The sequence below is a fragment of the Cutibacterium sp. KBN10P07758 genome (assembly GCF_050286205.1).
Lineage (GTDB): Bacteria > Actinomycetota > Actinomycetes > Propionibacteriales > Propionibacteriaceae > Cutibacterium > Cutibacterium acnes.
Genome location: NZ_JBNNQV010000001.1, coordinates 1,669,900 through 1,682,958, shown reverse-complemented (window position 1 = coordinate 1,682,958; position 13,059 = coordinate 1,669,900). Strand labels below are relative to the sequence as shown.

Here is a 13,059-nt window from a genome sequence, read left to right as displayed (position 1 = left end):
CATGACGAATCCCTGGAATCTGCCATGTCCTCCCGGGCCGAGAGCTCCATGGCACGTTGAGGAGGCCTCGCCTGGTTCCAGTAACGGTGCGCTGCTGGTGCGTGATGCCGACCTTCGGCTGTGGGTGTATAAGCCGACAGCACGCAAACGTCGTCTCCACGATTTCCCATCGGGCACCCTCGCTAGGCGGGAGGTAGCGGCATGCCTCTTGTCCCAGGTGATGGGTATCGGTCTTGTGCCGGTGACGGTTCTCGTCGGCGATGGACCACAAGGACCTGGCTCGATGCAGCGTTGGATCGACGACGACGTTGAGAGCCCTCTGGTTCGTGTCGACGTGACCGAGCGTCTTCCACCGCATTGGCACGGGTTTCCGCTGGGGGTCGACGAAGATGATCGGGAGATTGGGCTTGCCCATTCTCCTCACCCGGCGTTGCGTGCCCTGGCCCTATTCGACGCCGTCGTGAATAGCGCTGATCGTAAGGGTGGACATGTCTTAGTCGGTCCTGATCCTGATCTCGGCGGTACTGCCCACGTCTGGGCGGTCGATAATGGCTTGACCTTTCACACAGATCCTAAGCTTCGAACGGTGCTGTGGGGATGGGCCGGTCAGCCGTTGGAGCCTGTCGAGGAGATGATGCTCGACGAGGTCCTCACCATTGCTGACACTGATTTTGAGGATCTCATTACCCCAGAGGAGATCGATGCGGTGAGACAACGTGCCCAGGGTCTTCTGGAGTTTGGTGCCTTCCCGGGACCGAGCGGGCTGAGGCCTGCCTTGCCGTGGCCTCCGATGTGATGCGACGGACTGCTGCCGATCTGCGAGAATAGGGCGGCCACCTGTGGGTGGTTGGAAAGGTGTGTGCTGTGTCCGACGTTCTCGCGTCCCTGCTTAATGCCCAGCTTGATGTGGGTCTAGGAAAGCCGATCCTGTGGCGTGAGGTCATTGGGAATCTATTCGGGCTTGCCTCGGCTCTCGGCGGTGCCCGACGTCGACTATGGGCTTGGCCAGTCGGCATTATCGGCAACGTCATCCTTTTCACGGTGTTTCTCGGTGGGGTATTTCACACTCCGCAGGACCTTAATCTGTGGGGACAGGCTGGGCGTCAGATCTTTTTCCTCGCGACAAGCGCCTATGGCTGGGTGGTCTGGGCAGCGACCCGGCACAATAATGGCGCGTCCCAAGTGGCCGTCCACCCGCGCTGGGCCACTCGTAGAGAACGCATTTTGGCGCTGACAGCTACTGTCATCATGCTTGTTGTTTTCACCTTCGCTCTCAAGGCATTGGGGTCCTGGGGTCCGCTGTCGGATTCGTGGATTCTTACTGGATCGATCCTTGCGACCTGGGGGATGGCGCGCGGCTGGAATGAGTTCTGGTTTGTGTGGATTGCGGTCGATGTCGTTGGCGTCCCGCTACTGGCCACGGCCCAGTACTACCCGAGCGCTCTCATGTACGTCTTCTATGGAGCTTTCTGCCTATACGGATTTGTGACGTGGTGGCGTGCCCAACGTGCGGTCACCGACGACCCCTGTCACTGACATAGCAACGGTCCGTCACGTGGGCGCATCTGTGGCGGTGCTAGGACAATCGGTAGCCTGGCAACTGTGAGCAAGACATTCGAGGAACTTTTCGCCGAGCTGGCAATAAAGTCACAGACCCGTCCTGCAGGTTCGGGAACCGTCGAGGAGCTTGACCGCGGAGTACATGCCATCGGTAAGAAAATCGTGGAGGAAGCCTCCGAAGTGTGGATGGCAGCTGAGCACGAGGGCAATGAACGGTTGGCTGAGGAGATCAGCCAGGAGATTTATCACCTGCAGGTCATGATGATTAAGCAGGGCTTGTCGCTCGACGACGTCTATAAGCATCTGTGAATTCCCGGACATTCCCGACCTGTCATCGTCATCCCTGATAATCCCTGAGGAGACTTCATGTCCGACTTGCTTCGCATTGCTGTGCCGAATAAGGGTGCTCTTTCAGAGGCAGCGTCCTCCCTGCTCGCCGAGGCTGGCTACCGCCAACGCACAGATCACAAGGATCTCACCCTGGTCGATGAGGAGAACGGGGTGGAGTTCTTCTATCTGAGGCCTCGCGATATCGCGGTGTATGTGGGGGAGGGGACCCTCGATATTGGTATTACCGGACGGGATCTCTTACTTGATTCCAATGCTGATGCCACCGAGATCAAAGGGCTGGGGTTTGGTCATTCCCGCTTTCGTTTTGCCGCTCCTAAGAGTCCCCAAAACACTATCGAAGGGCTGGCGGGAAAGCGGATCGCTACCTCTTACCCCGGCCTGTTGAGCGCTTTTCTGACGGAGCGGGGGATTGATGCTCACCTCATTCACTTAGACGGTGCAGTTGAGTCGTCGATCCGCCTCGGAGTTGCCGATGCAATTGCTGACGTCGTCGAGACTGGGACAACCCTGCGCAGGGCTGGCCTCGAGATTTTTGGTGACGTCATTTTGGAGTCTGAGGCTGTGCTGGTTCAACGTCGAGACTTCGCTGGTAGTACGACGTTTGATCACTTTATGCGTCGTATTGACGGCGTGCAGGTCGCTCGTACCTACGTCATGGTCGACTACGATGTTTCCGCTGAAGCTCTTGATGCCGCTACCGCCCTGACGCCGGGGCTCGAGGCTCCCACAGTGTCGCCGTTGTCCAAGGACGGCTGGTATGCCGTGCGAGCTATGGTGCCGCGTACAGTAGTGCAAGGCCTTATGGACCAATTGTGGGACGCTGGCGCTCGAGCGATTTTGTCAACCGAGTTATCTGCATGTCGCCTGTAGTCGGATATCAGGAAGTGATCGGGTTCTGAACTCCGGGACAGGAGTGTCTGTGAACGAGGGATTACTCAATCCCGCGCTTGCGCAAGATCTCCTCGAGTTCGGCGTCTTCGTCCTTATCGGCAGTCGAGATCGTGGGCTTCGGGCTGGAAGCAGGCCCTGACGTGGCCACCGGCGCGTCGGTTGGGGTCTGCTGAGCTTTTGAGGCACCTTGTGACGGGGCCGTACCGGTTGTCGGGGCATTATTACCTGTGGGATTGTGGTCCGGGGTCTTTGTAGAGCGAGGACCCTTGGTTTGCGAGTCGCCGCGCGCCTGCTTACGGGCAGCATGGTCTTGACGACGCTGACGTCCAGTCTCGCGATCGACCGGTGGCATGATCCCAGACACAAACCAGGTAACGAGGCCCACAGCGATGACGATGATGCCGATCCAAATGGTCGTCGTCATGACCGTACCGGCGAACCAATCCACGACGAGGCGGATCGCCCGGACGAGAAGGCGCATCAGGCCAGTTAGTACCAGACCAACAGGAATGAGAGCTAGACCCACTCCGCGAAGCATGGCGCGTGAGGAGCGGCGGGAAAACCACCCCGACAGGGCCCACAGCAGCGGTAGGACGATCAGCACAATGGTGACGACGGCAACGACGGTCGGTTCGCTCATACCTCCACTGTTCCACATCCAGGGGCGTACTTGCGTTCTGGGACTCGCTGATTCTGGCGTTGACTGTCAACTAGTGTTCTGCAGGTGTCTGTTCCACTATCTCCGACCGGCGGCGACATGGGAGACGCCGATCCCCGAGCTCGCGCCGTCCTGGCCACTTGTCTTACTGACGATCCGGAGGTTTACCGACAGTCCTACCTTGAAGCAGTGTCCACGTTGTGCGCAGGAGTACGCCTATTCATGCCGGTGATGGCAGATGAGGAGGGGGAAATCGGTGCTGTGAAGCTCACTAACAAGTTAGGAAACACCGCTCTGTTGGCATTCACCGGGATTGACTCCCTCACAGCGTGGGACTCGCGGGCTCGTCCGGTACCGGGCCGTCTCCCAGATCTTGCGGCCACAGTGACCGAGGTGGCGGCTGATGCCCTTCTTATTGACGTGGCTGGTCCAGCGCCCCTCGTCATCGGGACTGATGTCCTCAAGCCAATCGAGGATGGCGGGCGACTCGTGAAACTCGATGATGGTTGGGGATGGGCGCGCAGCGGGGGGTTGGGATGACCCTGTCAGTTTCGCCGGTGTCGTCCTCTCGCTACGTTTAGCCCCGATTTGTGGCGATGTCATCTCTTGCCGTACCATGAGCGAAGCGATCAGGGCAAAACTGGTCTTGCGTAAGCGGGGGCCTGACCTCCCACCTAGGCGGATTCCGTTCGCCGGGTTATGCTGATGAGTTTCATCGGCTTGGCGGGATGTGTGTACATCCCACGTGTCAGGTCTTCGCGCATTCGCGAGGGCCTTATTTTGTATCCGGATCGTGGAGGCGCAGTTATGCGCCACGATCTAAGAGAACAGACATCCGGGAGGACCCCATCAGTACTGAACCCCGCATCAACGAGCGGATTCGCGTTCCCGAGGTGCGCCTGGTCGGCCCTAATGGCGAACAGGTCGGCATCGTCAGGGTCGAGCAGGCATTGCAACTTGCCCGCGAGCAGGACCTCGACCTCGTCGAGGTGGCTCCGCAGGCCCGGCCCCCTGTCGTCAAGCTCATGGACTACGGCAAGTTCAAGTACGAGGCGGCCCAAAAGGCCCGGGAGTCACGACGCAACCAGGCGAACTCCATCATTAAGGAGATGAAGCTTCGTCCGAAGATTGATGACCACGACTATGAGACCAAGAAGGGCCACGTTCTGCGCTTCCTCAAGGCCGGGGACAAGGTCAAGATCACGATTATGTTCCGTGGTCGTGAGCAGTCTCGACCGGAGCTCGGGGTCAACCTGCTGCGTCGTCTTGCCGATGATCTGACTGAGTACGCGACCGTCGAGTCTCCTCCCAAACAGGAAGGCCGCAACATGCTCATGATCCTGGCTCCGACTCGTAAGAAGAACCAGGCCAAGGCGGATCAGAAGGCTGAGCGTGACCGTCGCGCCGCTGAGCGTGCCGAGGCTGCTGAGGCTGATAAGGCCTACGAGGCTGCGCAGCGGGCTGCTGCAGGCACTGCGAAGAAAAAGAAGAAGAAGGGTCCGGCCGACAATATGGATCCTGACATTGACCTCTGAGCGTTGCTCAGAACCTGGCGATCCGGTTTTCGCCGGTGAGCCAGCCCGGGACCTTCCCTCCGGTTCGCGGGACGCCATACATGAACGAATGGAGCTATCCATGCCCAAGATGAAGAGCCACTCCGGGACGAAGAAGCGTTTCAAGGTGACCGGCTCGGGCAAGGTCACCGCTCGCAAGGCCGGCAAACGCCACCTCAACGAGCACAAGTCCTCGCGCGTTACTCGCCGTCTGACCGGGGAGACCGTGCTGTCCAAGGGCGAGGCTGCCAAGGTTAAGAAGCTGCTCGCTGGTCATCCTGGCCGTTGATGACAGCCGACGTCGCGGCTGACGACGTCCCCCCAAATCCGTTGGGCGATACCCGCCTCGAACCAACCCGGGATTGACCCCGGGAGATCCAAGGAGAATCACTATGGCACGCGTGAAGCGTTCTGTGAATGCCAAGAAGAAGCGTCGTGAGGTCCTCGATCAGGCCTCCGGTTACCGTGGTCAGCGCTCGCGCCTGTACCGCAAGGCCAAGGAGCAGACCCTCCATTCGGCCACTTATTCGTTCCGTGACCGTCGTGCTAAGAAGGGCGACTTCCGCTCGCTGTGGATCCAGCGCATCAATGCTGCTTCCCGTGCCCAGGGCATGACCTACAACCGTTTCATCAACGGTCTGAAGAACGCTGGCGTCGAGGTCGACCGCAAGATGCTCGCTGAGCTTGCCGTCTCCGACATTAACGCCTTTAACAGCCTGGTCGAGGTCGCTAAGGCTAGCCAGCCGCAGAACGCTGCTGCCTGAGATGGCCATGACTGGCGGGCCGAACGACGACTATTTGGGATGGGATCGCATCTCGAAGGGGTCATTGCGTTCGGCCCGTCGTCTTTCATCTCGGCGCGGACGCGATGAGTCCGGGCTGTTCTTGGTAGAAGGTGCGCAGGCAGTTCGTGAAGCCCTAGCATGGCCGGGTAAAGTCAATTTGTTGGCAACCTCGGACCCAGCTCGCGATGCTGAGCATGTCGAGGTGGCTACATGTCGTGGCGTTCGGGTCGTGGTGCTCACTGACGAGGATGTCAATGCGCTTTCTGATACCGTCACCAGTCAGGGGATCTTCGCGGTATGTCGGCAGGTTACGCGTCGTGAGCTGCCTGACGAAGCTGTTCGTCTCGCCGTCATCTGCGCTCAAGTGCGCGATCCCGGAAATGCCGGAACGGTCATCCGCTGCGCCGACGCGTTTGGCGCCGATTGCGTCATCTTGACGCGGGGATCGGTTGATCCACATAACCCCAAGACGGTTCGCTCTTCGGTCGGGTCGATCTTTCACTTGCCCGTCGTTGTCGGTGTCGAGCTGGCCGATGCGGTTGAGTGGGCCCATCAACACCAGATGTCGGTATTGGCGGCTGACGGGGGAGGCCATAGCCTTGACGTCGTTGCTCGGTCAGGATGCCTCAAGCGGCCTATTGCATGGTTGATGGGTAATGAGGCGTGGGGCCTTCCTGAGGCCGATCGAGCTTTAGCTGATGAGATCGTGGGGGTCCCGATGTGGGGGGCCGCCGAGTCTCTCAACCTCTCAACCGCAGCCGCAGTAGTGCTGTACGCCACAGCAAGTGAACAGCGAGCCTGAAGAGTGTAGGGCGCCCGGCCATTGTTGACGGCGTCGACGCCACTAGACTTATGTCCATTAGTCGTACACGTGTGTCCGGAACACGCGCGTTGTCCAACGTCAACCCATCAGGGGGAAGGCCCATGAGTGGCCCCAACACGAATTATGACCCGGTCCAGGTAAGCGCCCTGGACGCCGATCAGGTCGAGGCCCGGGTGGCCGAGGCCTTGGAGGCGATTGCCCGGGCTTCTACTACTGCTGAGCTTAAGCAGGTGCGTATCACTCATACCGGTGACCGGTCTGCGCTGGCTCTGGCCAACCGCGAGATTGGTGCGCTGCCGCCTGCTGCCCGCAAGGATGCCGGTAAGCGCATTGGGCAGGCTCGAGGGCGGGTGAATCAGGCCTTAAAGGCTCGCCAACAGGAACTTGCCGAGGCTGAGCTTGAGGCTCGACTCGCAGCGGAAACCACCGACGTTACGTTACCGGTTGTTACTTCGCCTCAAGGTGCTCCGCACCCGATCACGGCTCTTATTGACAACGTCTGCGACGTGTTCACTGCTATGGGTTGGGAAGTTGCTGAGGGTCCCGAAGCTGAATCCGAGTGGTTCAACTTCGACGCTCTGAACCTTGGCACTGATCACCCGGCTCGTGCCTTGCAGGACACGCTGTGGCTCGACCCGGTTGATGACGGTAAGTGCATGCGCACAGCTACCAGTCCGGTGCAGATCCACACCTTGCTTAAGCAGCAACCTCCGGTGCGCATTATCAGCCCGGGCAAGGTTTTCCGTGCCGATGAGTACGATGCCACTCACCTTCCAGTCTTCCATCAAGTCGAGGGATTGTGCGTCGACAAGGGCATCACCATGGGTCACCTCAAGGGCACCGTCGACGCTTTTGCCCGCGCCATGTTCGGTGCCGTGCGCACCCGTTTCCGTCCACACTACTTCCCCTTCACCGAGCCCAGCGCTGAGGTCGACCTGGAATGTTTCGTCTGTCATGGGGCCTCGGTTGGCAACCCTGATCGTCCGTGCCGCACCTGCCGTTCCGAGGGGTGGATCGAGTGGGGCGGCTGCGGGGTCGTCAACCCACGGGTACTTATTGCCTGCGGTATCGACACGGACGTCTACTCCGGCTTCGCCTTTGGCATGGGCATCGATCGCACGGTGATGTTCCGCAACAATGCCCCCGACCTGCGCGACTTCGTCGAGGGTGACGTTCGATTCAGCCGCTCACTGAGGGGAGGAGCACGATGAAGGTTCCTATGTCATGGCTGCAGGCCATGGTTAATCTGCCAGACGGCACCACTACTGACAAGGTGGCCAAGGCGCTGACCAACCACACAGCGACCGTTGAGAAGGTCGAGGTCGTTGGTGGGGAGCTGACCGGCCCGATCGTGATCGGACACATTCTTTCTTCGGTTCCCGAACCGCAGAAGAACGGCAAGGTCATTAACTGGTGCCGGGTTGACGTTGGCCCCCGCTATAACGCAGAGGGACATCCTAAGAACATTGAGGAGGGGGTCGAGGGCCGCGGCATCATCTGTGGCGCTCCCAATGCCGTCGAGGGAGCCTGGGTTGTCGTCTCTCTGCCTGGCGCCGTGCTCCCCGGCGGATTCGCCATTAGTGCCCGAAAGACGTACGGCCACATGTCTGACGGCATGCTGTGTGCCTCCGACGAGTTGGGTATCGGTGTCGACGACGCCGGCATCATCACCCTGCCACCATCGGTGGAGGGTCACCAGCTCGTTCCCGGCGAGGACGCCTTGCCGATTCTCGGGGTCCCCGAAGAGGTCCTGGATGTTGACGTCACTCCAGATATCGGCTACTGCATGTCGATGCGCGGCATCGCCCGCGAGGTGGCGCACGCCATGTCGGTACACTTTCGCGATCCTTACGACGAGGAGCCCATCGGTCCGGTGCTGGGTCCCGTTGCTGTGGACGTCCAATCTGACGCCTGCAGCCAGTTCATCGCTCTGCCGGTCAGTGGTATGAACCTCGGCGCTCCAACGCCCCGGTTCATCACCGACCGTATCACCCGTGCCGGGATGCGTCCGATTAATCTGGTTGTCGACGTTACCAACTACGTCATGTTGGAGTCTGGTCAGCCGCTTCATGCCTATGATGCCGACAACGTCAGCGGGACGATTGTGGTCCGTAAGGCCCACGAGGGTGAGCATCTATTGACCCTCGACGACACCGATCGCACCCTCGATCCTGACGATCTAGTCATCGCCGACGACTCGGGAGCCATTGGCCTGGCTGGCGTCATGGGTGGTGCGGCCACCGAAGTGACTGCTGAGACGACGTCAATCATCCTCGAGGGCGCTCACTTCGACCCGATGACGGTCGCTCGTGCTTACCGACGCCACAAGCTCGGTTCGGAGGCCTCCCGCCGCTTTGAGCGGGGCGTTGATCCGATTTGCGCCCATACCGCAGCCGTTCGCGCAGCGGAATTGCTCGCCCAGTACGGCGGTGCCACCGTCGGTGAGCCCACCGTCGTTGGTGAGGTCCCCGAGATGCCACGTCAAACGATCAACGCTGATTTACCTAACCGGATTCTCGGCACGAAGGTGCCAACTGAAGAGGTCATCGAGATCTTGACGCGTTCTGGGGTTAAGGTGACCGCATTGGGGGACTCCCTTCACCTTGTTGCCCCGACTTGGCGTCCTGACCTTGTCGATGCCTACGACTATGTTGAGGAGATCGGCCGCAAGATTGGGTTTGATCGCATCAAGGCTGTTCTGCCCCCGAGCTTGGGTGCTAGCGGTCTGACGAAGGCTCAGCGGGGTCGTCGTCGGGTGCTGCGTTCAGTTGTCGAGGCTGGGTTCGTCGAGCTCATCACCTTGCCATTCATCGGGGATAAGGATCTCGACGTTCTCGGCATTAGCGGTGATGACACGCGTCACGCAACTGTCAAACTTGCCAATCCGCTTGACGATACTCGCCCCTACCTACGCACTACGTTGTTGCCTGGTCTATTCCATGCAGTAACGACGAATATGTCGCGATCTCAGGATGATCTTGCAGTGTTCGAAAGCGGAACTGTATTCCGCGCCGTCACTCCGGCTGCGGCACCGCGTCCCGGTGTCGACGAGCGCCCCTCCGATGAAGTCCTTGCCGAGATCGACGCCGCCTTGCCAGCCCAGCCGCGCATGCTCGCGGCCGTGATCTGTGGCAGCTGGCTGCCCGATCGCTGGGATGGAGAGTCGGTCAAGGCTGACTGGCGACACGCTGTGCTGGTCGCCCAGAAGGCTGCTGATGCTCTTGGCGTGAGGCTGGTGCGCAAGGCTGACCGTCAGGCTCCATGGCATCCCGGTCGTTGTGCGGCTCTCATCGTCGATGGGAAGGTCATTGGCCATGCTGGTGAGTTGCACCCCACAGTAGTGTCGAAGGCTGGTCTGCCTCAGCGCACCTGTGCGGTCGAGTTCAATCTAGATGCTTTGGTAGCTGCGGCTCCGCGCGGTGGTGAGGTCATGGCTATTTCAAGCTTCCCGGTCGCCAAGGAGGACGTTGCCCTGGTCGTTGATAAGTCTGTTGCTGCAGAGGATGTTCGGCAGGCTCTCATCGAGGGAGCGGGACCGTTGCTTGAGTCCGTCGAGCTTTTCGACGTCTACGAGGGCGAGCAGGTGGGTGATAACCGCAAGTCGTTGGCTTTCAACCTGCGGCTGAGGGGAGCTGACCGAACCTTGACCGACTCTGAGGCCCTCGAGACTCGTGACGCTGCGGTGGCGCGGGCTGAGGAAACCTGCGGTGCCCAGTTGAGGTCCTGACGCTGCCAATGTCGTCGAGGATCGTGCGAGGCCTTCGCGAGCCGAGGTGAGTTCGGGACACAGACCTCCGGTGAGTCGCGCAGCTTGATCGATTATGAGGCAGGGACGGGTTTTGGACGCTCAGGCGTCCTGGTTTCCGCCCGCCGCCGGAGTCTGTGACGACGGCGGACTCCCAGCACAACTGATGTATGTGGGGTGGAGACGACGCCATCGCTTCCACCCCACGATGTGACTCGAGTAGTTAGGCGTTCGCCGGAACTTCGGTTCCGATGCCGCGATGACGGATCGGGACCGCGTTGACGGGCAGGTTTGCTGAATGATGCGAATTGACGTCGGTGTGAACCATCGGTTGACCGTCGGCCCCCTCCGGAATGAATCCACCATCCTCGATCATCTGCAGGTCGGCGGCGCCGGCAGCCCCTTCACTGGTGAGGTAGTCCCCCAGGAAGATCGAGTTGACGACCTCAAGGGCTAGCGGCTGCATGGTACGGATGTGTTGCTCACGCCCGGCAGCGGCGCGCACCTCGGAGTCGGGGTGAGCAAAGCGCACCATGGCTAGACGCTTGAGGCACCACTGTGGGGTGATGTGCTGGGCTCCACCGGCCAGCGGAGTGCCCTCGAAGGGGAGCAAGAAATTCACCGGCACCGAATCGACCCCATGCTTGCGCAGGTCGAAGATAACATCGACGAATTCCTCGTCGGTCTCGCCCATGCCGGCAATAACTCCGGAGCAGGGCGACAGACCATTGCGCTTGAGGACTTCGACGGTATCCATCCTGTCCTCGTAGGAGTGGGTACTGCAGATCTTGCCGTAATGAGAGCGAGCGGTATTGGCATTGTGGTTGTAGGCGTCGGCGCCCGCCTCCTTGATGGAAGCGGCCTTCTCGTCGTCGACAAACCCCAAACAGACACAAACCTCAACGTCGGGGTGGTCGGCTTTGAGGGAACGTACCATGCCATTGACGCGCTCGACGTCTCGCCGAGATGGACCATGACCGGAGGCCACCATGCAGACGCGACGTGCACCACCGGCAATCCCAGCCTCGACGGCGTCGTGTACCTTCTGCGGATCGGCCCAGGAGTATTTCGTGATCTCGGCACGCGATCCCAGACGCTGCGAGCAATAGGAGCAGTCTTCGGGACACAGGCCGGACTTGAGGTTGACCAGGTAGTTGAGGCGAACCCGGTTATCGAAAAAGTGGCGACGCACTTTTCCGGCGGCGGCGATGATTGACATGAGCTCATCATCACTGCTGCGAAGAATCTCGAGGGCCTCCTCGCGGGTAATGGACTCCCCCCTCAGGCCGCGTTCGGTCATGTCGGCTAGATTCAGCAATACTCTGGTCCTTCCGAGACTGGAGACGTCCTGAACGCCGTTCAGGATTGAACGGGATTCAATGTAGTCCATGAGGCAGCACCAATGTGGACTACCCCCGGAAATGGTGTCGTCGTCAAGGGAGTCATCGTGAGCCTGACGAAGCCGGACGTTGTTCGGGCAGGAGTAGAGATTCTCGACGCGTACGGGCTCGGAGACCTGTCCATGCGACGTCTGGCTGAGCGTCTTGGAGTGAAGGCGGGAGCGCTGTACTGGCACGTTGCTAATAAGCAGAGCTTGCTTGCTGCGGTAAGCGACGAAATTCTTGCGGTTGACGGAGGCCCAACGACGGTGCCATCTCAGGACGCCGAACTTTCCGACGGAGTTGACGAATGGGCGCGATGTTTTAGGGCTACTCTCCTTGCTCACCGTGACGGTGCTGAACTCGTTGCGTCAACGATCTCGGTGGGACTAGGGAAAACCGACCCAACCGTTAAGTTGCGCCAATTTATGGAGTGTCAGGGGGTCTGCCGCGAGCGTGCGGATTCGGTCTGTCGGGCCTTGGTGCACTTGGTGCTTGGCCACACGATGGAGGAGCAGACCCGTACCCAGTTGCATGACCTCGGGGTGGTGGGCAAGATTGATCCGGCTAGACAAGATGACGATTTTGACCTGGCCCTGGCCATTTTTGTCGCCGGTCTTGTCTCTTTGCTTTGAACTAGCAACTGGATTCCATGGCTCACCATGGTACATATATGTAGCTAGGTGAATGTTTAGTAGGCGCTCCTGATGGGCGTAACCGAGGGGGTTCGATGAGTGAGGGGCAGTGTGCACCGACCTCACGTACGGCGCGGCATGCCCGGATTCGCGCCTTAATTGAGGAGGGACGAATCTCCTCCCAAGCTGAGCTAGGGGAGATCCTTGCTTCTGAGGGTTTTGTGGCCTCTCAAGGCACGTTGTCACGTGATTTGGTTGAGATTGGTGCTGTGCGTGGACGTGATCATGCTGGGAACCCGTGTTATTCGATTCCCGAGGGCGAGCATCCCTCCGATGTGACGACAGGATCGCCGGCGTGGGTCAAGTTAGCAAGGATGACCAAGGAACTGTGTACCGGGGTACGGAACAACGAGTACTTGGTCGTCCTGAAAACGCCACCAGGTGCGGCCCAGTATTACGGATCGGCCATTGATAAGGCAGGTCTGGACATCGTGTTGGGGACGATTGCTGGAGATGACACTATCGCGTTGATATGTGCTATTGGGGTGGATGCAGGAGAACTTGCGGATGCCTTTTCGCAAATGGCCGTGACGGGGGTGCCGGCTGAGATCCTGTCGCGCTCGGTGCGTGAGGAATTTGCGTGAACACACAGACTGTCTGGCCGGGCCCATCGCTAGAC

Annotated in this window: 15 protein-coding genes; 13 read left to right on the top strand and 2 right to left on the bottom strand. The window is 59.8% G+C overall.

Going from position 1 to position 13,059, the window contains the following annotated elements; genetic code table 11:
- The first annotated feature begins 1 nt into the window (after position 1).
- From ACOYO3_RS08335 to hisG, 4 genes are all read left to right on the top strand, one after another.
- Entirely contained in the window at positions 2-796 is a 795-nt protein-coding gene (locus ACOYO3_RS08335; protein ID WP_002516094.1) for an SCO1664 family protein, read from the top strand.
- A 68-nt stretch (positions 797-864) separates the two neighbouring features.
- Complete coding sequence (gene pnuC, locus ACOYO3_RS08330; protein ID WP_002514228.1) at positions 865-1,536, top strand: nicotinamide riboside transporter PnuC; 672 nt, start codon at positions 865-867, stop codon at positions 1,534-1,536.
- A gap of 66 nt (positions 1,537-1,602) precedes the next feature.
- Positions 1,603-1,869, top strand: coding sequence for a phosphoribosyl-ATP diphosphatase (locus ACOYO3_RS08325; RefSeq protein WP_002516119.1), 267 nt, complete (start codon positions 1,603-1,605; stop codon positions 1,867-1,869).
- Between the two features lie 57 nt (positions 1,870-1,926).
- Entirely contained in the window at positions 1,927-2,781 is an 855-nt protein-coding gene (gene hisG, locus ACOYO3_RS08320) for an ATP phosphoribosyltransferase (RefSeq protein ID WP_002518420.1), read from the top strand.
- A gap of 61 nt (positions 2,782-2,842) precedes the next feature.
- Here hisG and ACOYO3_RS08315 read toward each other — a convergent pair whose 3' ends face one another.
- Positions 2,843-3,442: a hypothetical protein gene (locus tag ACOYO3_RS08315; protein WP_002518443.1), complete on the bottom strand. Its 600-nt coding sequence runs from the start codon at positions 3,440-3,442 to the stop codon at positions 2,843-2,845.
- A gap of 117 nt (positions 3,443-3,559) precedes the next feature.
- Between ACOYO3_RS08315 and ACOYO3_RS08310 the strand changes: the two genes are divergently transcribed.
- The 7 genes from ACOYO3_RS08310 to pheT all read left to right on the top strand — a co-directional run bounded on the left by ACOYO3_RS08310 (position 3,560) and on the right by pheT (position 10,348).
- On the top strand, positions 3,560-4,000 hold the full coding sequence (locus ACOYO3_RS08310; RefSeq protein ID WP_002520205.1) for an SseB family protein: 441 nt from the start codon (positions 3,560-3,562) through the stop codon (positions 3,998-4,000).
- Positions 4,001-4,353: 353 nt separating this feature from the next.
- Positions 4,354-4,995 carry a translation initiation factor IF-3 gene (gene infC, locus ACOYO3_RS08305; RefSeq protein ID WP_002514223.1) on the top strand — a complete coding sequence of 214 codons (642 nt, stop codon included), beginning with the start codon at positions 4,354-4,356 and terminating at the stop codon, positions 4,993-4,995.
- A 100-nt stretch (positions 4,996-5,095) separates the two neighbouring features.
- Positions 5,096-5,302, top strand: coding sequence for a 50S ribosomal protein L35 (gene rpmI, locus ACOYO3_RS08300; protein ID WP_002514222.1), 207 nt, complete (start codon positions 5,096-5,098; stop codon positions 5,300-5,302).
- A gap of 103 nt (positions 5,303-5,405) precedes the next feature.
- Positions 5,406-5,777, top strand: coding sequence for a 50S ribosomal protein L20 (gene rplT, locus ACOYO3_RS08295; protein WP_002518468.1), 372 nt, complete (start codon positions 5,406-5,408; stop codon positions 5,775-5,777).
- 1 nt (position 5,778) lies between these two features.
- On the top strand, positions 5,779-6,600 hold the full coding sequence (locus ACOYO3_RS08290; RefSeq protein WP_002518404.1) for a TrmH family RNA methyltransferase: 822 nt from the start codon (positions 5,779-5,781) through the stop codon (positions 6,598-6,600).
- Between the two features lie 122 nt (positions 6,601-6,722).
- Positions 6,723-7,832, top strand: a complete 1,110-nt coding sequence (pheS, locus tag ACOYO3_RS08285; RefSeq protein ID WP_002514219.1) for a phenylalanine--tRNA ligase subunit alpha — start codon at positions 6,723-6,725, stop codon at positions 7,830-7,832.
- Entirely contained in the window at positions 7,829-10,348 is a 2,520-nt protein-coding gene (gene pheT / locus ACOYO3_RS08280; RefSeq protein WP_002520204.1) for a phenylalanine--tRNA ligase subunit beta, read from the top strand. The genes pheS and pheT overlap by 4 nt, the downstream gene beginning before the upstream one ends.
- Positions 10,349-10,589: 241 nt before the next feature.
- On the opposite strand, the gene bioB is transcribed toward pheT, so the two are convergent.
- Positions 10,590-11,756 (bottom strand): biotin synthase BioB, encoded by a 1,167-nt coding sequence (gene bioB / locus ACOYO3_RS08275; RefSeq protein ID WP_002519341.1) that lies wholly within the window; start codon positions 11,754-11,756, stop codon positions 10,590-10,592.
- A 12-nt stretch (positions 11,757-11,768) separates the two neighbouring features.
- On the opposite strand from bioB, the gene ACOYO3_RS08270 reads away from it, so the two are divergent.
- A complete protein-coding gene (locus ACOYO3_RS08270) occupies positions 11,769-12,380 on the top strand; it encodes a TetR family transcriptional regulator (RefSeq protein WP_002516110.1) in 612 nt (203 codons plus the stop codon).
- Positions 12,381-12,475: 95 nt separating this feature from the next.
- Positions 12,476-13,024, top strand: coding sequence for an arginine repressor (locus tag ACOYO3_RS08265; RefSeq protein WP_002516127.1), 549 nt, complete (start codon positions 12,476-12,478; stop codon positions 13,022-13,024).
- The last annotated feature ends 35 nt before the right edge of the window (positions 13,025-13,059 follow it).